The sequence below is a fragment of the Spongiibacter taiwanensis genome (assembly GCF_023702635.1).
Classification (GTDB): Bacteria; Pseudomonadota; Gammaproteobacteria; order Pseudomonadales; family Spongiibacteraceae; genus Spongiibacter; species Spongiibacter taiwanensis.
Map to the genome: position 1 here is coordinate 1296416 of NZ_CP098455.1, position 26781 is coordinate 1323196.

The 26781-nt window shown below is 58.8% G+C and carries 23 protein-coding genes and 2 tRNA genes; 24 read left to right on the forward strand and 1 reads right to left on the reverse strand.

Going from position 1 to position 26781, the window contains the following annotated elements:
• Positions 1 to 119 precede the first annotated feature (119 nt).
• From NCG89_RS06045 to NCG89_RS06115, 15 genes are all read left to right on the forward strand, one after another.
• The gene (locus tag NCG89_RS06045) at positions 120 to 1844 is read left to right on the forward strand and encodes a tetratricopeptide repeat protein (protein ID WP_251088867.1); all 1725 of its coding nucleotides are present in this window, start codon (positions 120 to 122) and stop codon (positions 1842 to 1844) included.
• Complete coding sequence (lolB, locus tag NCG89_RS06050; RefSeq protein ID WP_251088868.1) at positions 1837 to 2409, forward strand: lipoprotein insertase outer membrane protein LolB; 573 nt, start codon at positions 1837 to 1839, stop codon at positions 2407 to 2409. Before NCG89_RS06045 ends, lolB begins: the two co-directional genes overlap by 8 nt.
• Positions 2406 to 3251, forward strand: coding sequence for a 4-(cytidine 5'-diphospho)-2-C-methyl-D-erythritol kinase (gene ispE / locus NCG89_RS06055; RefSeq protein WP_251088869.1), 846 nt, complete (start codon positions 2406 to 2408; stop codon positions 3249 to 3251). Before lolB ends, ispE begins: the two co-directional genes overlap by 4 nt.
• 7 nt (positions 3252 to 3258) lie before the next feature.
• Positions 3259 to 3333, forward strand: a tRNA-Gln gene (locus NCG89_RS06060).
• A gap of 451 nt (positions 3334 to 3784) precedes the next feature.
• Positions 3785 to 4717 carry a ribose-phosphate pyrophosphokinase gene (locus NCG89_RS06065; protein ID WP_285236400.1) on the forward strand — a complete coding sequence of 311 codons (933 nt, stop codon included), beginning with the start codon at positions 3785 to 3787 and terminating at the stop codon, positions 4715 to 4717.
• Positions 4718 to 4799: 82 nt separating this feature from the next.
• On the forward strand, positions 4800 to 5435 hold the full coding sequence (locus NCG89_RS06070; protein WP_251088871.1) for a 50S ribosomal protein L25/general stress protein Ctc: 636 nt from the start codon (positions 4800 to 4802) through the stop codon (positions 5433 to 5435).
• A gap of 30 nt (positions 5436 to 5465) precedes the next feature.
• Positions 5466 to 6053 (forward strand): aminoacyl-tRNA hydrolase, encoded by a 588-nt coding sequence (gene pth / locus NCG89_RS06075; protein WP_251088872.1) that lies wholly within the window; start codon positions 5466 to 5468, stop codon positions 6051 to 6053.
• Positions 6054 to 6056: 3 nt separating this feature from the next.
• Positions 6057 to 7148: a redox-regulated ATPase YchF gene (gene ychF, locus NCG89_RS06080; protein ID WP_251088873.1), complete on the forward strand. Its 1092-nt coding sequence runs from the start codon at positions 6057 to 6059 to the stop codon at positions 7146 to 7148.
• 90 nt (positions 7149 to 7238) lie between these two features.
• Positions 7239 to 7315, forward strand: a tRNA-Met gene (locus NCG89_RS06085).
• 348 nt (positions 7316 to 7663) lie between these two features.
• Complete coding sequence (locus NCG89_RS06090; RefSeq protein WP_251088874.1) at positions 7664 to 9394, forward strand: Ig-like domain-containing protein; 1731 nt, start codon at positions 7664 to 7666, stop codon at positions 9392 to 9394.
• A gap of 104 nt (positions 9395 to 9498) precedes the next feature.
• Complete coding sequence (locus NCG89_RS06095) at positions 9499 to 10101, forward strand: porin family protein (protein WP_251088875.1); 603 nt, start codon at positions 9499 to 9501, stop codon at positions 10099 to 10101.
• Positions 10102 to 10159: 58 nt separating this feature from the next.
• Positions 10160 to 10885 carry a carboxy-S-adenosyl-L-methionine synthase CmoA gene (cmoA, locus tag NCG89_RS06100; RefSeq protein ID WP_251088876.1) on the forward strand — a complete coding sequence of 242 codons (726 nt, stop codon included), beginning with the start codon at positions 10160 to 10162 and terminating at the stop codon, positions 10883 to 10885.
• Positions 10882 to 11850: a tRNA 5-methoxyuridine(34)/uridine 5-oxyacetic acid(34) synthase CmoB gene (gene cmoB, locus NCG89_RS06105; protein ID WP_251088877.1), complete on the forward strand. Its 969-nt coding sequence runs from the start codon at positions 10882 to 10884 to the stop codon at positions 11848 to 11850. The genes cmoA and cmoB overlap by 4 nt, the downstream gene beginning before the upstream one ends.
• A gap of 153 nt (positions 11851 to 12003) precedes the next feature.
• On the forward strand, positions 12004 to 13428 hold the full coding sequence (locus NCG89_RS06110) for a DUF1631 family protein (RefSeq protein ID WP_251088878.1): 1425 nt from the start codon (positions 12004 to 12006) through the stop codon (positions 13426 to 13428).
• A 199-nt stretch (positions 13429 to 13627) separates the two neighbouring features.
• On the forward strand, positions 13628 to 14911 hold the full coding sequence (locus tag NCG89_RS06115; protein ID WP_251088879.1) for an aspartate aminotransferase type Ic: 1284 nt from the start codon (positions 13628 to 13630) through the stop codon (positions 14909 to 14911).
• 106 nt (positions 14912 to 15017) lie between these two features.
• Here NCG89_RS06115 and NCG89_RS06120 read toward each other — a convergent pair whose 3' ends face one another.
• Positions 15018 to 15368 (reverse strand): DUF1820 family protein, encoded by a 351-nt coding sequence (locus NCG89_RS06120; protein ID WP_251088880.1) that lies wholly within the window; start codon positions 15366 to 15368, stop codon positions 15018 to 15020.
• Between the two features lie 175 nt (positions 15369 to 15543).
• On the opposite strand from NCG89_RS06120, the gene miaB reads away from it, so the two are divergent.
• The 9 genes from miaB (at position 15544) to holA (ending at position 26723) form a co-directional block, all read left to right on the forward strand.
• Positions 15544 to 16890 (forward strand): tRNA (N6-isopentenyl adenosine(37)-C2)-methylthiotransferase MiaB, encoded by a 1347-nt coding sequence (miaB, locus tag NCG89_RS06125; RefSeq protein WP_251088881.1) that lies wholly within the window; start codon positions 15544 to 15546, stop codon positions 16888 to 16890.
• 79 nt (positions 16891 to 16969) lie between these two features.
• Positions 16970 to 17953, forward strand: coding sequence for a PhoH family protein (locus tag NCG89_RS06130; protein WP_251088882.1), 984 nt, complete (start codon positions 16970 to 16972; stop codon positions 17951 to 17953).
• Positions 17940 to 18452, forward strand: a complete 513-nt coding sequence (gene ybeY, locus NCG89_RS06135) for an rRNA maturation RNase YbeY (protein ID WP_251088883.1) — start codon at positions 17940 to 17942, stop codon at positions 18450 to 18452. Before NCG89_RS06130 ends, ybeY begins: the two co-directional genes overlap by 14 nt.
• Positions 18445 to 19302, forward strand: a complete 858-nt coding sequence (locus NCG89_RS06140) for a CorC family transporter (protein WP_251088884.1) — start codon at positions 18445 to 18447, stop codon at positions 19300 to 19302. The genes ybeY and NCG89_RS06140 overlap by 8 nt, the downstream gene beginning before the upstream one ends.
• A gap of 166 nt (positions 19303 to 19468) precedes the next feature.
• Positions 19469 to 21025, forward strand: coding sequence for an FMN-binding glutamate synthase family protein (locus NCG89_RS06145; RefSeq protein ID WP_251089349.1), 1557 nt, complete (start codon positions 19469 to 19471; stop codon positions 21023 to 21025).
• A 135-nt stretch (positions 21026 to 21160) separates the two neighbouring features.
• Positions 21161 to 22642: an apolipoprotein N-acyltransferase gene (gene lnt, locus NCG89_RS06150; RefSeq protein ID WP_251088885.1), complete on the forward strand. Its 1482-nt coding sequence runs from the start codon at positions 21161 to 21163 to the stop codon at positions 22640 to 22642.
• Positions 22643 to 22733: 91 nt separating this feature from the next.
• The gene (gene leuS / locus NCG89_RS06155; protein ID WP_251088886.1) at positions 22734 to 25193 is read left to right on the forward strand and encodes a leucine--tRNA ligase; all 2460 of its coding nucleotides are present in this window, start codon (positions 22734 to 22736) and stop codon (positions 25191 to 25193) included.
• Positions 25183 to 25704, forward strand: coding sequence for an LPS-assembly lipoprotein LptE (locus NCG89_RS06160; RefSeq protein WP_251088887.1), 522 nt, complete (start codon positions 25183 to 25185; stop codon positions 25702 to 25704). The genes leuS and NCG89_RS06160 overlap by 11 nt, the downstream gene beginning before the upstream one ends.
• On the forward strand, positions 25704 to 26723 hold the full coding sequence (gene holA, locus NCG89_RS06165; RefSeq protein WP_251088888.1) for a DNA polymerase III subunit delta: 1020 nt from the start codon (positions 25704 to 25706) through the stop codon (positions 26721 to 26723). The genes NCG89_RS06160 and holA overlap by 1 nt, the downstream gene beginning before the upstream one ends.
• Positions 26724 to 26781 lie beyond the last annotated feature (58 nt).

Here is a 26781-nt window from a genome sequence, read left to right on the forward strand (position 1 = left end):
CAGAAAAATGCCACCGAGCTCTGCCACCGGAGTCAAGCCGGGCAGACGACAGCCTCCCTCTGCCGCCGGTCACGAAAGGCGTGCTACCATAACTTTCCGATTGATGGACCCGAGACACAATGCGCTTCGTTTTTGCCTCCATTGCCCTTACTTGGGCGCTCCTGTCAGGCTGCGCCAGCACCGCCCCCGTGGCCGAGGAAACCCCACCCACACAGCCCCAGGTCAGTGACGAAGCCGCACCGGCACGCGCCTTCCCCGAAGACACCTTTCTCGACCTGCTGGTAGCCGAGTTCGCCATGCGTCAGCACGACTTTGGCACTGCACTGGATAATTACGCCTACCAGGCAAAACAAACCCAAGACCCGGGTGTGGTCTCAACTGCAACCCGTTTGGCCCAATTTATGGGCCGGGACGATAGCACCCTGAGCCTGGCCCAACAGTGGGTTGCCCTGGAGCCCGATAATATTGAGGCCCTCTTTACCCTGGCATCACAACTGGCAAAGCAAGACCGCCCCCTGGAGGCGCTGCCTTACATGACCCAGGTTCAGGCACTCGGCGGCGAGAGTAACTTCGCCGCCCTGGCGGCAACGGCCCTGTCATTGCCCGCCGCCGAGCGCGATGCGTTTTTTGCCGAGCTCGACGGGGTGGCCAAGCGCTATCCCGATGAAAGCTCTATTCAAATTGCCACCGCACTAAAACTTCAATACGAAGAGCGCGAGGAGCAGGCCCTGGCACTGGTGCGCAAAGTGCTGAGCAAAGATCCAGATAATACCCACGCCCTGCTTATTGAAACGCGCACCCTGGCGCAAATGGGGCGCGACAAAGAGGCGCGAGAACGCCTTCGTTATGCCGTTGACCAGAATCCGGATAACAAGCGGCTGCGTCATGACCTGGCGCGCAACCTGGTCAGCGACAACGTTTACGAGGCCAAGGCCCAGTACGAAGTGCTCGTCTCACAAAACCCGGGGGATGAAGACCTGCTGCTGGAGTTGATGCTGATCAATCGCGAGCTCGAATACGCCGACGAAGCCGACGCCCAGTTGGCCAAGTTGGAAAACAACAGCGATAACAGCAGCCGGGTGAATTACATTCTCGGCCGGGTCGCCGAAGAAGACCGCGACTGGCAACAGGCCATTGGGCACTACGCCAAAGTCACTGGCGCCCCCGAATTCGCCATTGCCGCCCGCCGCCTCACCGCTATCAGCCTGGCCACTGAGGGCGAAGAAGCCACCCTCAACCGGTTGCGCAAGATGCTCGACCACTACCCCCAACACACAGAGGAACTCACTCTCTTAGCCGCCGAGGTGCTGCGCAAAACCGCCCAGTACCAGGAAGGCATGGCGCTGCTCAATCGTGCGATCACCTCCCTGCCCGACAGCAACGACCTGCGCTACAGTCGCTCCCTGTTCGCCGAGCAACTGGGCAACCTGTCATTGGTTGAAAGTGACCTGCGTTACATCCTGGCCAAAGAACCCGACAATGCCGCAGCGCTGAATGCCTTGGGCTATACCCTGGCAAATCACACCGATCGGCTCGATGAGGCCGAGGCCCTGGTCAAAAAGGCTCTCGCGGTAGAGCCCGAAGACGCCGCCATTATCGACAGCTACGGCTGGATTCAATTTCGCCGGGGCAATATCGAAGAAGCCGTCACCCACCTTGATCGCGCCTTTCGCAAAGTACAGGATCACGAAATTGCCGCCCACCTGGGTGAAGCCCTCTGGCTGCTGGGGGAAAAGGACCGCGCAAGGCAGGTGTTTCAGCAGGGACTTCAGGACACCCCCGACAGCCCAATTATTTTGGACACACTACAGCGATTGAACCTGATAGATGACGTCAATGAATAGCGCACTGCGCCGCCTCTCCCTGCTCGCGCTCGCCGTTGTTGCCAGCGCCTGCTCCATGACCCCTGCCACCCCTCCCGACAGCCAGGCAAGCCAATGGCAGTTGTCCGGCAAAATCGGACTGTGGATGGGGGACCAGCAGGAAAGCGCCAGTATCACTTGGCAACACTGCAGCCCAGCCAGTGGCCGGCTCCGCCTGAGCGGCCCCCTCGGCAGCGGCGCGATCGAAATCGTTCAGCAGCCAGGGCAGGTCACGCTGCGCCAGGGGGGCGACAGCCGCACGGCAGACAGCGCGGAGCAGCTGGCGCTCGAGGCCGGCTGGCCTATTCCTGTATCGGCGTTGAGCTTTTGGGTCCGCGGCATGGCCGCCCCCACCTCCGCTCAAGAGAGCCAGCTCAGCCCCCAGGGACAGTTGCGCCACCTTCAACAACTGGGCTGGGAGATTGACTTCAACTATGGGGAAAACCAACAGCTCCCCAATCGGCTTGAGGCGGTCACTGAAGATCAGAAGGTCGTGCTACTGATACGGGAATGGATCGCTGCGCCGGAGTATTGCCAGCAGCCATGAGCGCATCAATCACGCTGCCCTGCCCCGCCAAAATCAACTTGTTTCTGCGCATCACCGGGCGCAGAGCCGATGGCTATCACACCCTGCAAACCCTTTTCCAACTACTCGACTATGGTGACTCGATCACGCTGACGGTTCGAGATGATGGCCAGATTCGCCTGCTCAGCCCCCTGCCGGGCGTTCCGGATCAGGATAATCTGGTGGTCCGGGCGGCTCGAGGCCTGCAGGCAGCCAGCGGGTGCAAACTCGGCGCCGACATTCATCTCGACAAGCGGCTGCCCATGGGCGGCGGAATCGGTGGCGGCAGCTCCAATGCAGCCACAACCCTGCTCGGCCTGAATCACCTTTGGCAAACAGCCATGCCGATTGACGCGCTTTGCGAACTCGGCCTGGGATTAGGCGCCGACATCCCCGTCTTTGTCCGCGGAGAAACCGCCTGGGCGGAAGGAATTGGCGAGACACTGCAACCAGTGGAAATGCCCTCGCGCTGGTACGTCGTCATCAAGCCAGAATGCGAAGTCTCCACCGCGGAAATTTTTTCCCATCAGCAATTGACACGCCATGACTCACCCATCAAAATAGCGGCCTTTCTTGAGGGGGGGTCCCCTAACAGCTGCGAACCACTGGTTCGAAAGCTGTATCCAGAAGTTGATAAAGCCTTGATTTGGCTGGATCAATTTGCCCCCGCCAAGCTAACCGGAACCGGCGCTTGCATCTTTGCAAGCTTCGCAGACCAAGCCAGCGCAGAAGCGGTCCTGGCCCAGCGACCAGACTCGCTGAGCGGATTTGTCGCCCGGGGATTGCAGCACTCACCCGTGCATCAATTGCTGCAATCAAACTGAAGTTTATTGGGGTGTCGCCAAGCGGCAAGGCACTGGGTTTTGATCCCAGCATTCGGAGGTTCGAATCCTCCCACCCCAGCCATATTAAAGAACTGCTAATTAGTTTGGCGGTTTACTGCTGGGAAAGGCGAGACAGCCGGAACCGGGAGGATCGAACCAGGTTCGATAAATGCGCAGCATTTAGGCGTCGCGCTTTCAACCCTCCCACCCCAGCAACGATAGAAAAGAACCGAAGACAGTTTCTTCGGCTATCGCTGGGTTAGGCCACGCGCCTTCACGGCAGGCGTCGAAGCGAAAGCTTAGACCAAAGCGCAGCAATTGGGCGTCGCATTTCTACGCGGCCGGGTAAAGCCCAACAGACGACAGACCGTCTGCACTACGCGGCCTCCCCCACCAGCCCTGAATTGATTGGCGATACACTGCCGAAAACTGAAATGGGCCGGGCAACTCCCCCCCTTTCTCATTCGGCAGGCTAAACATCTCGCCAACCCGTTAACCGAAAAGCAAGGCAGGATCCCACCGTGTCTAGAATGATGGTCTTTACCGGCAACGCCAGCCGCGAACTGGCAAAAAAAGTTGTCGAAAATCTCAGCATTCCCTTGGGCGATGCCACCGTCAGCCGGTTTAGCGATGGCGAAGTCTTCGTTGAAGTAAACGAAAACGTTCGCGGCGCCGACGTGTTCCTGCTGCAATCTACCTGCGCCCCCACCAATGATCACCTGATGGAACTGGTGGTCATGGCCGATGCCATGCGCCGTGCATCAGCGGGTCGCATTACCGCAGTTGTGCCCTACTTCGGCTACGCCAGACAGGATCGCCGGGTGCGCTCTTCCCGGGTGCCCATTTCCGCCAAAGTGGTAGCCGATATTCTCAGCGGCGTTGGCATCGACCGGGTGCTGACAGTTGATCTTCACGCCGAGCAGATTCAGGGCTTTTTTGACGTGCCCGTGGACAATATCTACGGCTCACCCGTACTGCTGGACGACATCTCCCGGCAGAACTACGACAACATGATTGTGGTTTCACCCGATATCGGCGGCGTGGTTCGCGCCCGAGCCGTTGCCAAACAGCTCGATGATGCCGACCTGGCCATTATCGACAAGCGCCGCCCCCAGGCGGGTGTTGCCCAGGTGATGCATATTATCGGTGAAGTCAGCGGCAAGACCTGCCTGCTGGTTGACGACATGGTCGATACCGCCGGCACCCTCTGCAAAGCCGCCACCGCACTGAAAGAACACGGCGCGGCAAAGGTTGTGGCCTACTGTACACATCCTGTATTATCCGGGCCCGCAATTGACAACCTGAGCAACTCTGAGCTGGACGAACTGGTGGTGACCGATACCATCCCGCTGTCTGACGCCGCCCGAAACTCAGGAAAAATTCGCCAGCTTACCCTGGCTAATCTGTTGGCCGAGTCCATGCGACGGGTCAGCAATGAAGAGTCCATCAGCGCGCTGTTCCGCTAGTTTCTAGCCAGCCCTGATAGACAGCCTGCCGCTGCACTGGTCGCGAGTGCGGCGGTTTTTCGCTTTTATAGGAGGACAACAAATGTCCAGCGAATTTAATGTAAACGCCAAAGCGCGTGCAGACGTGGGGAAAGGTGCGAGCCGCCGCCTGCGTCGTCTGGAAGGCCAAGTGCCTGGTATCGTCTACGGTGGCGACAAAGAGCCCCAAATGATCAGCCTGGCCCACAAGGACCTGGTATGGTTCTTGGGTGAAGAGGCATTCTTTACCTCTGTTCTGAACCTGAACATCGACGGCGCCGCCGAGTCAGTAGTGCTGAAAGACCTGCACCGCCATCCGGCCAAAGCGCAAATTTTGCACGCCGACTTCATGCGTGTCAGCGCTGATACCAAACTCACCCTGAATGTTCCCCTGCACTTCCTCAACGAAGAGAGCTGTGTCGGCGTGAAAATGCAGGGCGGTAAAATCACTCACGCCGCAACCGAACTGGAAGTAGCGTGTCTGCCTAAAGATCTGCCCGAGTTCATCGAAGTAGACATGAAGGACGTGAATGCCGGTCAGACCCTGCACATTTCCGACCTGACCCTGCCCGCCGGTGTTGAATCCACTGCGCTGGCACTGGGTGCCGATCACGACCAGGCCATCGCCAGCGTTCTGGCCCCACGCGGCGGCAGCGACGATGACAGCGCTGCCGAAGAAGGCGAAAGCGAAGAATCCTGATAAGCCGTCACGGCGCCAGCAGGTAGCGCATTGGAAACGATAAAACTGATTGTAGGGCTGGCCAACCCCGGCCAACAATATCAGGACACCCGTCACAATGCCGGCGCCTGGCTGGTTCAGGAGCTCGCCAGACAGCACAGTGTCTCGCTGTCTGGCGAAGCCCGCTTTTTTGGCGACACCGCCCGACTGACCTTTTACGGCCACGATCTTCGACTGCTGATTCCAAGCACCTTTATGAATCGCAGCGGCCAGGCCATTGCCGCCATGGCCAACTTCTTCAAAATTCCCCCAGAAGCCATCCTGATCGTTCACGACGAATTGGACTTACCCCCGGGCAGCGCACGCTTCAAAAAAGGCGGCGGTCACGGCGGTCACAACGGCTTGCGGGACAGCATTGCGCAACTCGGCAACAACAGTAACTTCCAACGCCTGCGCATTGGCATCGGTCACCCCGGCAGCGCAGCGCAAGTCACCAATTACGTTCTGGGCAAGCCCTCTGCCGACGACAGAGTCAGCATCGATGCCTGCATTGAGGAGGCCATTCGCTGCCTTCCCGATGCCATCAAGGGCGATATGGCGAAGGCCATGAATCAACTACACAGTTATAAGCAAGGATAAGTCATGGGTTTTAATTGCGGCATTGTTGGCCTCCCCAACGTAGGCAAATCCACCCTATTTAACGCCCTGACCAAGGCGGGCATCGACGCAGAGAACTTCCCCTTCTGCACCATCGAGCCCAACTCCGGCATCGTTGCGGTTCCCGACCCCCGACTCGCTGCACTGACCGCCATCGTCAAGCCGGAAAAAGTCATCCCCGCCACTATGGAGTTTGTCGATATCGCCGGCCTGGTTGCCGGCGCCTCCAAGGGCGAGGGCCTGGGCAATAAGTTTTTGGCAAATATCCGCGAAACCGATGCTATCGCCCACGTGGTGCGCTGCTTTGACAACGACAATGTCATCCACGTCGCCAACAAGGTTGACCCGGCCAGCGACATCGACGTCATCAACACCGAGCTGGCCCTGGCCGACCTCGATAGCGTCGAAAAGCAGCTGCAGAAAGTGGCGCGTACTGCCAAGAGCGGCGACAAAGACGCCATCGCCATGAAGGCTGTGCTAGAAAAATTGCAGACCCAGCTCGACCAGGGCAAACCCGTACGCGGCTTGAGCCTGAATGAAGCAGAACAAAAGCTGGTCGACTCGCTGCACCTGCTGACCACCAAGCCAACCATGTACATCGCCAACGTCAACGAAGACGGCTTTGAGGATAACCCTTACCTGGACGTGGTTCGCCAGATAGCCGCCGACGAAAACGCGATTGTAGTGACCATTTGCAATAAGCTCGAATCTGAAATCGCCGAACTGGACGACGAAGAAAAAGGCGAATTTCTGGCCGACCTGGGCATGGATGAGGCCGGCCTGGACCGCGTTATTCGCGCTGGCTACGACCTGCTGGGGCTGCAAACTTATTTCACCGCCGGAGTGAAAGAAGTGCGCGCCTGGACCATCCCCGTTGGCGCCACCGCCCCGCAAGCCGCCGGCAAAATCCACACCGATTTTGAAAAAGGCTTTATTCGCGCCGAAGTGATCGGCTACGACGACTACGTCACCCTCAAAGGTGAACAAGGCGCCAAAGACGCCGGCAAATGGCGCCTTGAAGGCAAGGATTACATCGTCAAAGACGGCGACGTCGTCCACTTCCGCTTCAACGTCTAGCGCTGACCGAGGAGACTTGACAAGGCGCCCGTTAGCCGTGAAAATGCGCGCCTTCTCAAATTCGAGATCACCCGAAAACGAGAACACATTGGCAAGGTAGCTCAGTTGGTTAGAGCACAACACTCATAATGTTGGGGTCGGCGGTTCGAATCCGCCCCTTGCTACCAGATACCAAAAAGGCCACCCCACAAGGGTGGCCTTTTTGGTATCTGGTGGTCAGGCTCGGTGAGAACCGCCCCCGGTTCGACAAAAATGCGCCAGCATTTTTAGACGCCGCAGCAACGCGGAGGCGCCCGAAGGGGCAAAACAGGCCCTAGCCTGTTTTGATCAATCCGCCTAAAAGCAATCAGCCCGCTTCAATCACTCCACTATTGAGCAACCAGCCCCCAACTAACACCCTCCAACACCCAGCCCCAACAATTCTCCAACACAAACATGCTTTAATTGTTAGTCACTTACTGCACTGACCTAAAGATCGTTGTAGTCTTAAGCCTTTATAAGGTCCGGCGAGACCAATGACACAAGAGGACGAGGGTATGAAGCTGTTTCTTCGCGTATGGCTGCTACTGCTGGCAGCGGTATTCTTTACGGCCTGCGGCGGAGGGGGCGGCGACGGCGACCCCACCATCGGTCCCGGAGAAGATAACGGCAGCACCGATGGCGGCTCAACCGGCGGTGACACCGGCGGCTCTGGCGATGGCTCTACCCAGCAAACGGTGGTCCGCTTTGGGTCATTCACTAGCGGCACTTTTACCGCAGGCGCAATCGCCAGCAACAAAACCGCTCTGGAAGCGGGACAGAGCGCCACGCTGAGCGTTTCTTTCGTCGACCAAAACACCAACCTGGTCACCGACGATGCCAGCATCCTTTTTACTTCTGCCTGTATTGCCTCAGGCCTGTCTGAAGTCACCCCCGCCATCATTAACAACACCACCGGCACCGTCAGTGTCACTTACACTGCCCGCGGTTGCAGCGGCCAGGATACAATCAGCGCCCAGACCGCGCTGGACGGCACAACCTATGGCGCCAGCGTTCAGATTACGACCACACCGGCTCCGCTCGGCTCGATCAGCTTTGCCTCTGCCACACCTGCCATCATCGGCATCAAGGGTTCAGGTGCCATACCAGAACAGTCCGTCGTCTCTTTCTTGGTTACTGACGCAACTGGCAACCCCGTGCCCAACCAGGACGTGACCTTCACCCTTAACAACACCAGCGGTGGCATCACCTTAAGCAATACCACCGACACCTCCAATGCCAGCGGTATTGCCAGCACCACGGTCGCCTCGGGAACCGTAGCAACTTCAGTCCGAGTTACCGCGACAGCGATCCGAGATGCCATCACCAGCTCAGCCCAATCAAGCGCGCTGGCGATTACCACTGGCATTCCAGACCACGACAGCTTCTCCCTCAGCGCAACCACCCTCAATATTGAAGGGTATGATTACGACGGCATCACCACCACCTTGACACTGCGCGCGGCTGACCGATTCAACAACCCGGTTCCCGATGGCACCGCCATCGCTTTTCAGGCTGAAGGCGCGTCGGTGCAGGGCAGCTGCGTCACGTCAGCGGGTGCCTGCTCGGTCGAGCTGACCTCTCAACGCCCCCGCCCTGCTGACGGTCGAGTGACCGTGCTTGCCTCAGGCATTGGTGAGGAAAGTTTCACCGATAGCAACCCATCCAATGGACGCTTTGACGACGCCGAAACCTTTATCGACCTGCCCGAAGCATTCCGGGACGACAACGAAAATGGCGTTCGCGACAGCAATGAACCCTATGTCAATTTTGACGACGACGTTAATGAAACCTACGACGCCGCCAGTGGCCTCTACGAAGGCCTGCTGTGCAAAGGACCCAGCTCATGCAACCCGGACCAGACCACCGTAACTCTCAGCCAAAACATTGTGATTGTGCTGTCCGGCTCGAGCTTTTTTATTGACACGCAGCCAGGCCTGATCGATCTGGACGGTGGCATCGTCAACGTCACCGTCAACGTCGTTGACGCGCAAGGTCAAGTGCCACCAGCGGGCAGCATTATCGAAGTCAGCACCAGTCAGGGCTCTATTGAGGGGGATTCGTCATTTACCCAGCTGTCGACCAACGCGGCGGGACCGTCCTCCTTCTTCTTCCGCGTCAAGCCCGGCGACGAAGCGGGGAACGGGACCTTCACAGTCAAGGTCACCACGCCCAGAGGGGTTATCTCATCGGACTTTGCCGATGTAGTACAAACCGTTACCCCTTAAATGTAGTTGCCCCTCGCTCATGCTGGCTCCCCTTTCATCAGGAAGGCGAGTCAGCATAATTATTGCATCGCGATCCCCAACCTACCGTAACTTCAGGACTGACCATGACACGGATAACGAAAATACCCCTCCTCGGCGCTGCCTTGTCAGCCATCGCCCTTGGCGCCCACGCCAACAGTCTCGACGTCCCCCAGCACTACAACTATCTGGAAGCAGCCTATGCCTACCAGAGCACCGATTGGGGCCCCTTCGAGGAGGAGCACAACGTTACGCTGTTGGCCAGCGCCTCAATTCACGAATATATCCACGTCCATGCCCGCTACAATAACGGCGACACGCGCCTCCCCAAAGGAAAACGCCAGGACGGCTGGCTGACCTACGGTATCGGCTTTCACTATTACCTTTCAGGCGCCACCTCGGTCTTCTTCGGCTTTGACAAGCATGAGCTCGACGGCTATGGCGGCCGACCCAGTGAAACTGACGAAGACGGCGGCGAATACAAAGTGGGTATTCGCCACGACCTCAACGATCAGTGGCGCCTGACGCTGGAAGCCGGTGAGCACGACCTGATTGTGGAAGACGACACGACCTTTATCGTCGAGGCCCTCTACCAGCCCTTCGACAGTGTTGGTTTCACCTTCCGGGTGCGCGACTACGACGAGTTGGACTTGAGCTCCTACGAGCTCGGTGTGCGCTGGAGCTTCTAAATCCTCGCCCGCCGGGGTCTGTGGTAAAATCCCGCTCCTTTTGAGCCCGGACACCGCGATGGACCACAAGCGCGACACCTACTACGCCGACAAACACGAGCGCCTGGATCGATTTGCCTTTAACGAGCAGGTGGTCGACGTGTTTCCGGATATGATTCAACGCTCTGTCCCGGGCTATGCCACGATCATCGCCATGACCGGCGTTATCGCCGGGCGGTACGCCCAGGCCGGCAGTCACTGTTATGACCTGGGCTGCTCGCTGGGCGCCAGTTCGCTGGCGATGGACCGGGAACTGGCCAGCCGCGAGTTCCAAATCATCGGGGTGGACAACTCCCCTGCCATGATCGAACGCTGTCGCAGCCACATTGGCAAGGCCCAATGTGACATCGCCTTACGCTGCGAAAGTATCGAGGACACCGATATTCGCAACGCCTCGGTGGTGGTGCTGAATTTCACCCTGCAATTTGTGCCCGCCCCCGCCCGAGACGCGCTGATTCGCAAAATCGCTGATGCCCTGCTGCCTGGCGGTGTATTGGTCCTGTCCGAAAAGATCCAGTTTGACGACCCCCACCTCCAGCAACTCAACACCGATTTGCACCACGCCTTCAAGCGAGCCAACGGCTACAGCGAGATGGAGGTCGCCCAAAAGCGCAGCGCCCTGGAAAACGTCCTCGTCCCGGAAACCTTGGCCAAGCACAAGCAGCGCCTTCACGGAGCGGGCTTCAGCAGCGTTGACGTGTGGTTCCAATGTTTCAACTTCGCCTCAATGGTGGCCATTAAATGATGGACTACCAAACCTTTCTCCAGCATCTGGACGGAGAGGAGTTTGCCCGCTGGCGGGCCGCCCTTCCCGAGCAGATTGCCGCAGGACTGAACCCCAAACGTTACGGCGACTTGCCGCGCTGGCAATCCGCGCTGGCAGAGCTCCCCGAATTAAGGGCTGAGTCAGTCAACCTGAATCAATCCAGAGTGGGTGTGAGCGGCCCCCTAGATACCCCTGGCCAGCAGCAACTAACGGACACCCTCAAAAAACTGCACCCCTGGCGCAAAGGCCCCTTTGAATTGTTCGGCGTGCATATCGACACCGAGTGGCGCTCAGACTGGAAGTGGGATCGCCTTGAAGACCATATCTCCCCCCTGAGCGGCCGCAAGGTCCTGGATGTGGGCTGCGGCAGCGGCTACCACTGCTGGCGTATGCGTGGCGCCGGGGCAGATCTGGTGGTGGGCATCGACCCCACCCCCCTGTTTGTCGTGCAATATTTTGCCCTGCAAAAATACATTCAGGACTCGCGGGTGGCAGTGTTGCCGCTGGGCATCGAGCATGTGCCCGAGAACCTGCGATGTTTCGACACGGTTTTTTCCATGGGGATTCTCTACCATCGGCGCTCCCCCATTGACCACCTCTACGCCCTGCGCGATTGTCTGCGCCCGGGTGGAGAACTGGTGCTGGAAACACTGGTAATCGAAGGCGACGAGGGCGAAATACTGGTGCCCGAGGGGCGCTACAGCAAAATGGGCAACGTCTGGTTCATTCCCAGCCCGGCCAGCATGATGACCTGGCTGCGAAAATGCGGCTTCAAGGAGGTTAAGCTCGTCGATATCAACCAAACCTCCACGGCAGAGCAACGCAGCACTGAGTGGATGCAATTCCATTCCCTGGCGGATTTTTTGCACCCAGAGAATCCCGCGCTAACCGTTGAAGGCTATCCCGCACCGCGCCGGGCCACTTTCGTTGCCACAGCGCCCTGAAATTGACTTTCTGTAAAAAAACGGTCATTTTTCATCCATATTTGCACACACCATTGAATTTATGTGTTAGATTAATCCCCAGATAAAAACAACTGGAACGCCGTCGACCAAGCGGCCCTCACAGACCGCAGCCGTCGGCAAGGATTGCCCAACATGCAAAAAAGCCAGCTGGACCAGCAATTACAGGAAAGCGTGACACTGTGGTTTCACCGCGCCTGTCGCCACTACACCGTTCGCCTGGCCGACAACCTTCAACGACGCGCCCAGAATCTCCCCATCGCCCAGGCTAAAAGTTTGCTGGACCAGCACCAACGGATTAATCAGCACCATCGCCGGGCACTCACGCTATTTGCCGAGCATATTCAATACCAACTGGACCAGGGTCGGCCCTACCAGGACGGCACCCACCCGCAACTGGACCGACTGGCCAAAAACCTTCGCAGCCGCGGTGAGCTCGACGATCTCTGCCGCGCCATCTCTCCCATGAGCGTATTTGCCGGCTTTAAAGAGCTGAGCGACGCCCTGGAAATCCACGCTGACCACTACGACCAGGCCGTTACCCTGTTCAACATTCTGGTCCTGGGTGAGCTCGATAAGCTCTATGGCCAACTGATTGAGGAAGCCCCCCGGGCCGTTGTCGGCAACGAAACCCAGCAATGGATTCGCCACATTGAGTCCCAATTGGTGAACGATCAGCTCAGCGCTGAAAAGCGGGCGCTGGCGGAACGACGCCTTGGCCAGCTGCGCGGCGCCAGCGGTAACTGCGTTACCCTGACCCGCCAACAGCTGATCGCCCTTGCCGACAGCATGTTTGCCACAACAGCGCCACTGCCGGAGCTGTCAACGGGCATGAACGCCAAATTGGCGCGCCTGAAACTGCAATTGCGAGATACCGCCATTCGTGAGCAGCGGCTGTTCACCAACGCCCTGCATCCGGCCCGACGTTTATGCCGTCAACTGGTGGCCACCCTGGCCCAGTGGGACCGGGGCACCACCACCGCACGCCGCGCCCTTGAAGTCGGCGTAGAGAAGTTCACTGCCGCACTGGAGCAACGCCCCAGCATTAGCACCAAAGAATTGCTCCGTGTCGCTGACCAGCTGGAGTTTGCCTGTCGGCACTTCAACGACGCTGTCGACGATCAGCGCACCGAAAAACGCGCGGTCGCCAGCCAGAACAAACGCCTGGACCAACTTCGCGACAGCATTCATCAGCTTATTGAGCGCAAAACCGCCGGCCATGCCCTACCCAAAAGCGTCAAAGAGATGCTCCTCGGGCCCTGGAGTTCGGTAATGTTGTACCACTGGCTGCGCCACGGCCGCGACAGCGACGCCGCAAAACGCTGCCTGCACTTTGTCGACGATATTATTTGGTATATCACTCCCCACAGTGACTGGCGGGACCTGCGCCGCGCCAAAGGCATGGCCAGCCAAATTGAGCACGACATGCTCGAAGGCATGGCGCGTATCAATATGCCCGCCAACCTCGCAAACAACATTATCGGCGACCTGCATCAATGTCGCCTTGCCGCCCTGACCGCCCGAGGCAATGTGAGCAGTCAGTCCGCGCCGGCGAGCTAAAGCGCCTCAGAGCGCCCCTCACCCTTCCCATCCAGGCGGGATCAGCACCCGCCTCAGCTGACGTTCCGCGCCGAACCCGTTATACTTTGCAGCCCCGCGCACTCGGGCCTCTGGCACATGCCCCGCCCTGGTTACGGACGGGCAAGCCGCCCCGGGTTCGCAACACCCTCAATTCAGCAACGCTCCCAAGGTGATGATTTTGGAACTTAATCAAGCGTCAAATGAACAACTCCGCGACTGGGAAAAGGCCCTGACGGAAGAATACCAGCGCTACCAGGCATCCGGCCTCAACCTGGACCTGACCCGCGGTAAACCCAGCGCCGAACAGCTCTCACTTTCCGACGAGATTGTTGAAATTCTTGGCGGTGACTTGAGCAATCAAGCCAACATTGACCTGCGCAACTATGGCGGTTTGGACGGCATTGCCGAATGCAAGGCGCTGTTTGCCCCCGTGCTTGATGTGAACACCGACGAGATTCTGATTGGCGGCAATAGCAGCCTGACCTTGATGTACTTTGCCGTATTATTTGCTCACAGCCAGGGTTTTGGCGAACTGGGTAAGAGCTGGCTCAGCGAGGGCAACACCGTCAAGTTCCTGTGCCCGGTACCTGGTTACGACCGCCACTTCAGCATCTGCGAACACCTGGGTATCGAGATGATCCCGGTCGCGCTCAATGACGATGGCCCCGACATGGATGAGGTTGAAGCGCTGATCAAGGGCGACAGCAGCATCAAGGGCATCTGGTGTGTTCCCCGTTTTAGCAACCCCACTGGCACGGTATACAGCGATGCAGTGGTAGAGCGGATCGCCAAACTCGGCAGTATCGCCGGGAGCAATTTCCGGGTGTTCTGGGACAATGCCTATGCCGTTCACGCCCTCACCGATAGCGCCCCTGACGTTGCCAGCCTGATGGCCAAGTGCAAACAATTTGGCACAGAAGACAGCGTCTACCTGTTTGGTTCAACCTCCAAGATCACCTATGCCGGTGCTGGCGTGGCCTTTATGGGCATGTCCAAGGCCAATCTAAAGGCCTTCAGCAAGCACCTGGGCATGACCCAGATTGGCCCGGACAAGGTCAACCAGCTGCGCCACGTTCGCCTGCTCAAAGATGCCGAGGGCCTCACCGCCCATATGCGCAAACATGCCGCCGTGCTCAAACCCCGCTTTGACATCGTGTTGCAGAATCTGGAAGCGAGCCTGGCCGGCACCGGCATGGCGGAGTGGACCGCGCCCGAGGGCGGTTACTTTATTTCCCTGAATACGCTTCCGGGGCTGGCCCAGGATGTGGTTCGCCTGGCGGCAGAAGCGGGGGTAAAACTCACACCAGCGGGCGCAACCTTCCCTTATGGCAAAGACCCGGAAAATCGCAATATCCGTATTGCGCCCAGCGTGCCGACCCAAGAGGAAATCGACCGGGCAATGAAGGTGTTCGTCAATTGCGTGAAGCTGGCATCGGTGCGGCAAAAGCTGGCCCAAGCCTAAATCTCCACGCACCCAGCCCGCAAAAACAAAAAAGCCCCGAGTTCGGGGCTTTTTTGTTTCGCTGGCAACGCAGGCCGCCAGACAATGTGGATTTGGCGCTAAGCGCTTACTCGCTGTCGGGCCCCTTGCTGACCGGCCGACCGCCTGGAATGGGAAAACTGCGAATATTGCTGCCGCCTTCCGATTCGACAATTTTACCCGCGCCTTCTTTTTCTACCTCATCAATGCGGACAATGGCGTGCATGGGGATATAACTGCGCGTAACGCCATTGAATTCGGTCTTGAGCTTCTCCTCGCCCGGATTTACCACCAACTGGCTCTGCTCTCCGAAGACAAATTCCTCAACCTCAATAAAGCCGTACATATCACTTTGATAGATGGCCCGGGCATACAATTCGTACACCTTGTTGTTATTGTGGAAAATCACCTTATAGATGGGGGATTTTACGATACTCATCAACACTCTCCGGAGGGGGCTTCGCCGCGCTGCGCCCCCTGAAAATCGGGGCGCCGGATAATAGCACAAAATCCCCATCTGCACCGCAATTGTGGGTTTTAGGCGGCAACATCGGTATAATACGCCGCCATTTGTCCGACACTGCAAATTTGACGGAAGCGATACCAGAGCCACTATGTCAGACACACCCAAAAAGCTGTACATCAAGACCCACGGTTGCCAGATGAACGAATACGACTCCGCCCGTATTCAGGATTTGCTGGGGGTGAGTCATGGCCTGGTGCCCACCGACAATCCGGAGGAGGCTGACGTCCTGCTGCTCAACACCTGCTCTATTCGGGAAAAGGCCCAGGAGAAGGTGTTCCACCAGCTTGGCCGCTGGAAAAAGCTCAAGGACAAAAACCCTAATCTGAAAATCGGCGTGGGTGGCTGCGTAGCCAGTCAGGAAGGCGCCGATATCGGTAAGCGGGCACCCTATGTCGACGTGGTCTTTGGCCCCCAAACCCTGCACCGGGTGCCGGATATGCTGACCAGCAAAAAAGTCGATGGCCCCATTGTAGTGGACGTGACCTTCCCGGAAATCGAGAAATTCGACTCCCTGCCCGAGCCCAGCGTCGATGGCCCCAGCGCCTTCGTTTCCATCATGGAAGGCTGCTCCAAATACTGTACCTTCTGCGTGGTGCCCTACACCCGGGGCGAGGAAGTCAGCCGCCCCTTTGACGATGTCATCGCCGAGATCGCCCAGCTGGCCGCCAAAGGCGTGCGCGAGGTCAATCTGCTGGGACAAAACGTCAACGCCTACCGGGGCGAAAATCACGAGGGCGACATTGTCGATTTCGCCGAATTGCTCGGCTTTGTCGGCCGCATTCCCGGCATCGAGCGGATTCGCTACACCACTTCCCACCCAGTGGAATTCAGCGATGCGCTGATAGAAGCCTACGCCAACGTGCCGCAACTGGTAGACCACCTTCACCTGCCGGTACAAAGCGGCAGCGACCGCATTCTCAGCGCCATGAAGCGCGGCCACAACAACGCCGAATACCGGGCAAAAATCGACAAACTCCGGGCCATTCGCCCCAACATCAGTTTGTCATCCGATTTCATTGTCGGCTTCCCTGGCGAGACCGACGACGACTTCGAAGACACCATGACACTGATCACTGATATCGGCTTTGATCACTCTTTCAGCTTTATCTACAGCGCCCGGCCCGGCACGCCGGCCGCCCAGCTGGCCGATGACACCGCGGAAGAAGTCAAAAAGGCCCGGCTGCAACGCCTGCAACACACCATCCTTAACCAGGCCGCCCAGATCAGCCGCCAGATGGTGGGCACCGAACAGCGCATTCTGGTCACCGGTGTTTCCAAAAAGGACCCCGGCGAACTGCAGGGCCGCACCGAAAACAACCGAGTGGTGAATTTCCGCAGCGACGATCACGCCTTGATCGGCGAGTTCGTTAACGTGGTCATCGATGACGCCCTGCCCAACTCCCTGCGCGGCAGCCTGTGCCAGCAGCGCCATTGAATTTTGAGAAATTTCCCAATAGCGTTATGCTCCCCGTTCATCCTAGACTTACGCCGCAATCCTGGCGATTGGTGATCCATTGACTGCGCAAACTCAGGCAGCACAACGCATCCTGACCCTCGAGCCCAACAACAGCCAGCTTTTGGCTGACCTGTGCGGCCAGCTCGACGAACACCTCAAGCTGATCGAGCAGCGACTGAGCGTGCGCATTGCCGCCCGGGCCAATACCTTTCAAATCAGCGGTGACGACGACGCGGTCGACGATGCTGTTCAGCTCATCAAGCAGCTGTATCTCGAAGTCCAGGGCGGCGCCCATCTCAGCCCGGAATCGGTCCACTTACACCTGCAAAAGGCCGGGCTGGAACAAATCAGCCAGGGCGACCCGGGTAACCCCGTGGTAATCCATACCAAAAAGGGCAGCATCAAGCCCCGGGGCGGGAATCAGCAGCGCTATGTGCGGGCGATTCGCGAATGCGATATCAATTTCGGCATCGGCCCTGCCGGCACCGGTAAAACCTATTTGGCAGTGGCATGCGCCGTTGAAGCCTTGCTGGGTCACGGCGTACAGCGCATCCTGCTGGTTCGCCCAGCGGTGGAAGCCGGCGAGAAGCTCGGCTTTTTGCCGGGTGATCTGGCCCAAAAAATAGACCCCTATTTGCGGCCACTGTACGACGCTCTGTATGAAATGATCGGCGTTGAAACGGTAACCAAGCTGATTGAGCGCAATGTGATTGAAATTGCGCCACTGGCATACATGCGCGGCCGCACCCTCAACGACTCCTTCATCATCCTCGATGAGGCCCAGAACACCACCCGGGAGCAGATGAAAATGTTCCTCACCCGGATCGGCTTTGGTTCGACCGCCGTCATTACCGGCGACGCAACCCAGATCGATTTACCCCGGGGCACGCCATCAGGCTTGCTGCATGTCATGCAGGTCTTGAAGGACATTGAGGGAATCAGCGTCAACTACTTTGAATCCCGCGATGTGGTTCGCCACCCACTGGTTCAGCGCGTGGTTGAAGCCTACGCCGCCTTCGACGAACAACATGCCCGCACCTGAGCCCACCCACCCCGGTCAGACGCTGGACCTGGACCTGCAGCTGGCCTGCGCCGAGGACAATTTGCCCGCCGAGGCCGATTTTTATCGCTGGGCGCTGGCGGCTCTGCCCGCCGATCGCCCCCAGTCCGAAATGACAATTCGCTTGGTCGACGAGGCCGAGAGCGCCGAGCTCAACAGTCAGTACCGGGGCAAAGCCGGCCCTACCAATGTGCTGTCGTTTCCAGCCGACTTGCCAGACGAGCTGGATATTCCGCTGCTGGGTGATCTGGTTATCTGTAAGCAGGTGGTCGAGCGGGAAGCCTCAGCCCAGGGCAAAGCGCTGGACCACCACTGGGCGCACATGGTGATTCACGGTACACTCCACCTGCTCGGCTACGACCATACTAACGACGCAGAGGCCGAGCAAATGGAAGGATTAGAAATTCGCCTGCTCGACCAACTGCACATTGCCAACCCCTATACCCCACTGTGTGAGGACAGCACCCAAAATCATGAGTGAAGATCGATCTAGCACCGATCCAAGTGAAAAGTCTTGGATCGAAAAAATTGCCCATGCTTTTTCATCTGAACCCAAAACCCGAGAAGACCTGCTGGAAATGCTGGCCGTGGCCAAGCAGAACGAGGTTATCGACGACGATGCGGTAAGCATTGTCGAGGGCGCCATGCATATCAGCGATATGCAGGCCCGGGAAATCATGGTGCCCCGCCCGCAAATGGTGGTGGTCAAAATCAATCAGCCCCTCAGCGAGCTGCTGCCAATCATTGTCGACACCGGCCATTCCCGCTACCCCGTGATTGGCGACACCCTCGATGATGTGCACGGCATATTGCTCTCCAAAGACCTGCTGCCGCTGCTGTGGCAGAAAGACAAGGGCGAAGAAATCGACCTCAGCACCATCATCCGTCCCGCCACCCTGGTACCCGAGAGCAAGCGACTCAATGTGCTGCTGCGGGATTTTCGGGAGAAGCGCAACCACATGGCGGTGGTCATCGACGAGTACGGCGGCGCAGCGGGACTGATCACCATTGAGGACATCCTCGAGCAGATCGTCGGCGACATCGAAGACGAATACGACGAGGACGACGATCTGCCCATTCGCAAGATCGCCGACAACGACTACGTGGTGCAAGCCCTCACACCCATCGAAGACTTCAACGAGTACTTCAAGGCACAGCTCAGCGATGAGGAGTTCGACACCATTGGTGGCCTGCTGCTCAAAGCCTTTGGGCACCTGCCATCGCGCAATGAAACCACTCGCCTGGATGACTTTGAATTCAAGGTGGTGAATGCCGACAACCGGCAGATACACTTGCTGCGGATGCGCCACAACCGCCACGAGGTCAACTGATCTACATGAGGCAGGGCTGCCCCCTGCCTCATGCTCCCGCCGCCTCACGCTTTTCCCCACATCGTATTGCATGTACGCGTTAATGCTGCTGAACTCCGCGTATCTGCGCGGTCTACACTGACCTGACGCCTTAGCTGACAGGGAGAACACCGTGGACACCGGAACAATGGACACCCTCCAACGCATCGCCAGCGGTTTTATCGAATACAGCGCGCTCAGTCTGTTGGTGGCCTTTGGCGTGGGTATCGCCTACATCGCCTACTTGTATGTCCGCGACGTTACCCAAACCCAGCATGCCGTGCGCCGCAACTACCCGGTCATCGGTCGCTTTCGCTACCTGTTTGAACATCTCGGCGAGTTTTTCCGCCAGTATTTCTTTGCCATGGACCGGGAGGAGCTGCCCTTCAATCGGTCCCAGCGGGCCTGGGTATACCGGGCGGCCAAAAACCTCGACAACACCATTGCCTTTGGCTCCACCCGGCCACTCAATCAGAGCAATGAAGTGCTGTTTATGAACTGTCTCTTTCCAACACTGAGTCAGGACGTCGTGCCAACCCATGCCGTTACCATCGGACAGGATTACGCCCGCCACCCCTACACCAGCTCCGCCATTTTCCATATTTCCGGCATGAGTTACGGCGCCATATCCAAGCCCGCCATTCGTGCGCTGACGGTTGGCGCCAAAGAGGCCGGCATCTGGTTGAATACCGGGGAAGGGGGCTTATCGCCTTACCACCTGGAGGGCGGCTGCGACCTGGTATTTCAGATTGGCACCGCAAAATACGGGGTGCGCGACAGTGAGGGGCACCTCAGCGATGAGAAGCTACGCAGCATCGCCCGCCACGAGCAAGTGCGCATGTTTGAAATCAAACTCAGTCAGGGAGCCAAGCCTGGCAAAGGCGGCATTTTGCCAGGCGGCAAAGTGACCGCAGAAGTCGCCAGCATTCGCGGTATTAAGGAGGGCAAAGACTCCATCAGCCCCAACGGCCATACCGATATCCATAATATCGATGACTTGTTGGACATGATCGCGCGCATCCGAGAAGTCACTGGCAAGCCGGTTGGATTCAAAGTGGTGGTCGGTTTCTCCGAGTGGCTCGATGAATTGCTCGGCCGGGTTCACCAGCGCGGCCAGCAATTCGCCCCCGACTTTATCACCATCGACAGCGCCGACGGCGGCACCGGCGCCGCACCCCAGAGCCTGATGGATTACGTTGGCCTGCCGCTGCGTCGCAGCCTGCCCCTGGTGGTCGATAAGCTCAATGAATACAACCTGCGCAACCGCATCAAGGTGATCGCCTCCGGTAAAATGATCAATCCCGCCGAAGCGGCCTGGGCACTGTGTGTTGGCGCCGATTTTATTGTCAGCGCCCGGGGCTTTATGTTTGCCCTCGGCTGCATCCAGGCCCTGCAATGCAATAAGAACACCTGCCCCACCGGGGTCACCACCCACGACCCGGAGCTGCAGCGAGGCCTGGTGCCCGCAGACAAGGCCAAGCGTGTGAAGAACTATGCCTTGAACTTAATGCACGAGGTTGGGGTGATTGCCCACTCCTGCGGGGTCAAGGAAGCCCGCTCCCTGAGCCGCAAGCACGTGTATTTGATCGATGCCCGAGGCGTACCGGAGCCGCTCACCGACCGCTACCCCGACATGCCGTCTAAACCGGAATACATTATCGCCAGCACCCGGCAGCAAACCGCCTCTGACAGCGTTACCGGCTAATGCTGGGAGCCGCGTCTTTAGTTGGCGGAGCCGCCAGACCGGCGATTAATCCATGTCACTCTGGCCTTCAGGCTGGCAGCAATGCGGCCAGCCCACTACACTAAGCCACCCCATTCCCTACCCGGGTTGACTGCCTTGGTCCGTCGAATCGCTCCCTACCTGCTCGCCGCACTATCCGGCGCCCTGCTCCCACTGGCCCTCGCCCCCTTTCACCTGTGGTGGATGGCCGTCATATCACTGGGCGTGCTGGCCTATTTGCTGCGCCACGTTGCGCCCCGCCAGGGCGCCCTGCTCGGCTGGGCCCACGGCAGCGGCAGCTTTCTGGTGGGGGTCTCCTGGATTTACATTGCCATCCACGATTTCGGCTATTACTCGGTCGGCCTGTCGGTATTGATGACAGCGGCATTCTGTATTGCCATGGGCCTGCTGCCGGGGGTCATGGGCTACGGGTATTGCCGCTGGGTCCGCGATGGTCTGGGCGGGCACGTCCTGGGCTTTGCGGCAGTCTGGTTACTGGTGGAATGGCTGCGCAGCTGGGTGCTAACGGGCTTTCCGTGGCTGTTGGCAGGCTATGCCATGATCGATACCCCAGTGGCCGGCTGGGCGCCGGTGATCGGGGTATTCGGCTTGACGTTCTGGGTCGCCCTTGCCGGCGGCGCATTGGCCGGACTGGCAAGCCATTGGCGCCGCGGTCTGCCACCCTTCATTGCCAGCCTGGCACTCGCCGGTCTCGGTCTGTCGCTGCAGCAACAGCAGTGGACTCAGCCCGCTGACAAAGCCCCCCTCACTGTCGGCCTGGTGCAATCAAATATTTCCCAGGACAAAAAATGGCAGGACGCCGAATTCTGGGCGACCCTGGAATTTTACGATGTGGCGTCCCAGCCCCTGTGGGGCAGTACGGACCTGGTCATCTGGCCCGAGGCCGCCGTGCCGGCGCTGTATCACCACGCCATTCCCTACTTCGACTACATTCGGGACCTGGCAGACAAAGCAGGCGGGGCACTGATTACCGGCGTGCCGACTCGTAACGGCGATGATTTGTATAACTCGGTGATGGTGATCAGTGGTGGCGAGGGCATCTACAACAAACAGCGTCTGGTGCCCTTCGGCGAGTACGTTCCCCTCCGCCAGTTCATGGGCACGCTGATCAGTATTTTCGACCTGCCCTTGTCCAGTTTCAGCCGCGGTAAGCCAGATCAACCGCACCTGGACGTGAAAGGCTGGCAACTCGCCGGTTCAATTTGCTATGAAATAGTCTACCCCGACCTGATTGCTCGCGGAGCCGAGGGCGCTGACATCCTCTTCACTATCAGCAACGACGGCTGGTTTGGCGACTCCATCGGCCCGAGCCAGCACATGCAAATGGCGCAGATGCGGGCCCTGGAAAACGGCCGCGAACTGATTCGGGTAACCAGCACCGGCATCACCGGCCTGATTGATCACCGCGGCCAGATCACCCACCGCCTGCCCAGTTTTACCCAAGGCACCCTGGTGGAAACCGTGCAGGCCCGGGTCGGCACCACACCCTTTACCCGTTTTGGCTCAGCGCCAATATTGATCCTGGCCGCCCTCACCGCGGCACTGGCCACCTTGACCCGCAGGCAAACTTCGCCCTGAGAATTGCCCGGCCCCGGCGGTTATTCAGGGGCCATTTAGCTGCTAGAATACCCGGCTTTCCAAATCCGCTTGACGAGACGATACACCCACCATGGATCAGCACTACGCCCCGCGCGAGATCGAGGCCCAAGCCCAGGCATTCTGGGCCGAGCAACAAAGCTTTGCCGCCATTGAGGACTTCAGCAAAGAGAAGTACTACTGCCTGGCCATGTTCCCCTACCCCAGCGGCAAGCTGCATATGGGCCATGTGCGCAACTACTCCATTGCCGATGTGATCTCCCGCTACCAGCGCATGCTGGGCAAAAATGTGCTGCAGCCCATGGGTTGGGACGCCTTCGGCCTGCCCGCCGAAAATGCCGCGGTTAAAAACAACACCGCCCCGGCCAAATGGACGGTGGAAAATATCGCCTACATGCGCGACCAGCTCAAACAGTTGGGCTTTGCCTACGACTGGAACCGGGAGCTGGCCACCTGCAAGCCCGATTACTATCGCTGGGAGCAGTGGTTCTTCACCCGCCTGTACGAGAAAGGCATGGTCTACAAAAAGACCTCGGCGGTGAACTGGTGCCCGGTGGACGAAACCGTACTGGCCAACGAGCAGGTTATCGACGGCTGCTGCTGGCGCTGCGACACCGTGGTTCAGCGCAAAGAGATTCCCCAGTGGTTTATCAAAATCACTGACTACGCCGACCAGTTGTTGGCGGATCTGGATCAGCTGGACGGCTGGCCCGAGCAGGTCAAAACCATGCAGCGCAACTGGATCGGCCGCTCCCAGGGCGTGCAGATGCGCTTCGACCTGGAAGCGCCGGTGGCCGGCATGGACCACTTCGAGGTTTACACCACTCGCCCCGACACCCTGATGGGTGTCACCTACGTCAGCCTGGCGGCCGAACACCCCATCAGTCTGGAATTGGCGAAAGGCAATGCTGAGCTGGCCGCCTTTATCGAGCAGTGCAAATCCAGCTCCGTGGCCGAGGCTGATATGGCCACCATGGAAAAGAAAGGCATGGCCGCTGGCATTGAGGCCATTCACCCGATTACCGGCAAGACCGTGCCGGTATGGATCGCCAACTATGTATTAATGGACTACGGCTCTGGGGCTGTCATGGCGGTGCCCGCCCACGACCAACGGGACTTTGAATTCGCCCAGAAATACAACCTGGAAATCAAACAGGTGATCGCCCCCGCCGACGGCGCCGCGATCGATCTGGCTACCGAAGCCTTTACTGACAAAGGCGTGCTGGTGAATTCCAGCCAGTTCGACGGCCTGGATTTTGACGGCGCCTTCAACGCCATTGCCGAAGCACTGGCCAGCCAGAACAAGGGCCGGGTGACTACCAACTACCGCCTGCGAGACTGGGGTGTCTCCCGTCAGCGTTACTGGGGCGCGCCGATCCCCATGTTCAATCTGCCCGAAGGCGGCGAGATTCCGGTGCCCGCCGCCAAGCTGCCCATTCTGTTGCCCGAAGATGTGCAGATGGACGGCGTCCAGTCGCCCATCAAGGCCGACCCTGAGTGGCGCAAAGACGAGTTGAACGGTGAAGCGGTAGAGCGGGAAACGGATACCTTCGACACCTTTATGGAGTCATCCTGGTATTACGCCCGCTTTACCTGCCCCGACTTTGAAGAGGGCATGCTGGACAGCGAACGGGCCAACTACTGGCTGCCAGTGGACCAGTATGTGGGCGGCATTGAGCACGCCATTCTTCACCTGTTATACGCCCGCTTCTTCCACAAATTGATGCGGGATGAGGGCCTGGTCAACACCGACGAGCCCTTCAAGCAGCTGCTGTGTCAGGGCATGGTGCTCAAAGACGGCGCCAAAATGTCCAAGTCCAAGGGCAACACGGTTGACCCCCAGGCCTTGATTGAAGAATACGGCGCCGACACCGTGCGCCTGTTTATTATGTTTGCTGCGCCGCCAGAGCAATCGCTGGAATGGTCCGACAGCGCCGTGGAAGGCGCCCACCGCTTCCTTAAACGCTTGTGGAAACTGGTCGCCACCCATCTTGAGGCGGGCAGCGTCGCCGCGCTGGACACTACCCAGTTGAGTAAGGCTGATGCCGATCTGCGCCGCAAAACCCACGAGACCATTGCCAAGGTCAGCGATGACTACGGCCGCCGCCTGACCTTCAACACCGCCATTGCCGCGGTGATGGAACTGGTGAACGAGATCTCCCGTTTTGACGGCGACAGCGATCAGAGCAATGCCGTGGTGCGCGAAGCCATCGAAGCGGCGGTTGTTCTGCTGGCCCCCATCGTGCCTCACATCTGCCACCGCCTGTGGGCGGAACTGGGCCACAGCGACGCCGTCATCGATGCACCCTGGCCCGCTGTCGACGACGCCGCCCTGGTGCGCAACACCATTGAAATGGCCGTACAGGTTAACGGTAAACTGCGGGGCACCATTGAAGTGGCCGCCGACGCCGATGCAGAATCCATTAAGGCCTTGGCCCGGAGTCAGGAAAACGTCCAACGCTTTATCGACGGCCTGACCATCCGCAAGGAAATTGTGGTGCCCAAAAAACTGGTGAATATCGTTGCGAACTAAACCGCTCCTCCCTGCTGCTTTACTCGTGCTGTTCAGCCTCGCGCTGAGCGGCTGCGGCTTTGCCCTGCGGGGCAATGTGTCGGTACCTGCCCAGCTGCAACCGGTATTTATCGAGACTAGTCGGGAAAGCATCGAGCTCAAGGACTCGCTCAAGCGCCAACTGGCCATCAACGCGGTGAAGGTCACCACCCGCCGCAAGGAAGCCGCGCTGATCCTGCGTATGGAATTACTCGACCAGGACACCCGCAGCGTCGCCCTGGACAACGAAGCCCGTGACGCCGAGTACGCCCTGTTTGAATCTGCCAGAATCATGCTGCTCAATATTCAGGGCGAGACCCTGCGCGGACCACGCACGCTACAGCAACGCCGCGTTATTGTTAATGACCCGGACAACCCGGTCGGGGAAGAGACTGAATCGGAGATTGTGCGCAGCGAAATGCTGGAGCAGCTCAGTATCCGCATTGCCCAGCAGTTGGAATACTGGAGCAAGCAATTGGTCGAGACCCCCTGATGCGCCTGCGCCCAGAGCAACTCCCGGCGCACCTGGAAAAATCCCTCCACACCGCCTACCTGGTCACTGGTGACGAACTGTTGCTCACGCAGGAGTGCTGTGACCAGATTCGCCGCGCCTGCCGCACACAAGGAATCGACGAGCGGGAAGTGCTTGAAGTCGATCGCAGCTTCGACTGGAATCAATTGCTCGCCGCCGGCAACAGCCTGTCGCTGTTTGCCGAGCGCAAGTTGATCGAGCTGCGCCTGGGCACCGTCAAAATGGACCAGAAAAGTTCTGCCGCCCTGCAGGAATACCTTCAGCACAGCGACGGCAGCAATATCCTGCTGGTCAGTTGCGGTCGCCTCGACAGCCGCAGCATGAACGCCAAATGGGTCAAAGCACTCGATGGCGCGGGCGCGGTGATTCAAGTGTGGCCGGTGGAGCGGCGCCAGCTGGGCCCGTGGATTGCCCAGCGTATGCAGTCCCGTGGCATGCAAGCCGATCGCGCTGCCATAGAACTGCTGGCTGACCGGGTGGAGGGCAACCTGCTGGCCGCCGACCAGGAAATCGAAAAACTCCGGGTACTGGTGGGAGAGCGCCCTATTGACGCCGACATCGTCGCCAGCGCCGTGGCCAGCAGTGCCCGCTACGACGTTTTCAAACTCATCGATGCCGCCCTGGCGGGCAACGCCGGCCACGCCCTGACCATGTTGAACTACCTCAGCGCGGAAGGCGGCGAGGAAATCCCCATGCTGGGCGCCCTGTGCCGAGAGCTGCGCACCCTTTATCAATGCGCGACCGCCATTGAGCAGGGCAATGGCATCGAGCGAGTGCTGGACAATGCTCGGGTCTGGGACAAACGCAAAGCCCTTTATAAGCAGTGTTTGCAGCGCCACTCAAGCCAAGCACTTGGCAACCTGCTGCAATTGTCTGCACGGATCGACCCCGCCCTGAAGGGCCAAAGCGGGGAAAATGGCAAGTTGCTGCTCACCGAAATGGTGGCAATGCTGGCCGGCCGACCTTTTCTGCCAAACTGATTCTTCTTGGGCCGCCGCCCTTTTCACAGCGCCAACGCAACGCCCGCGGCACATCTCG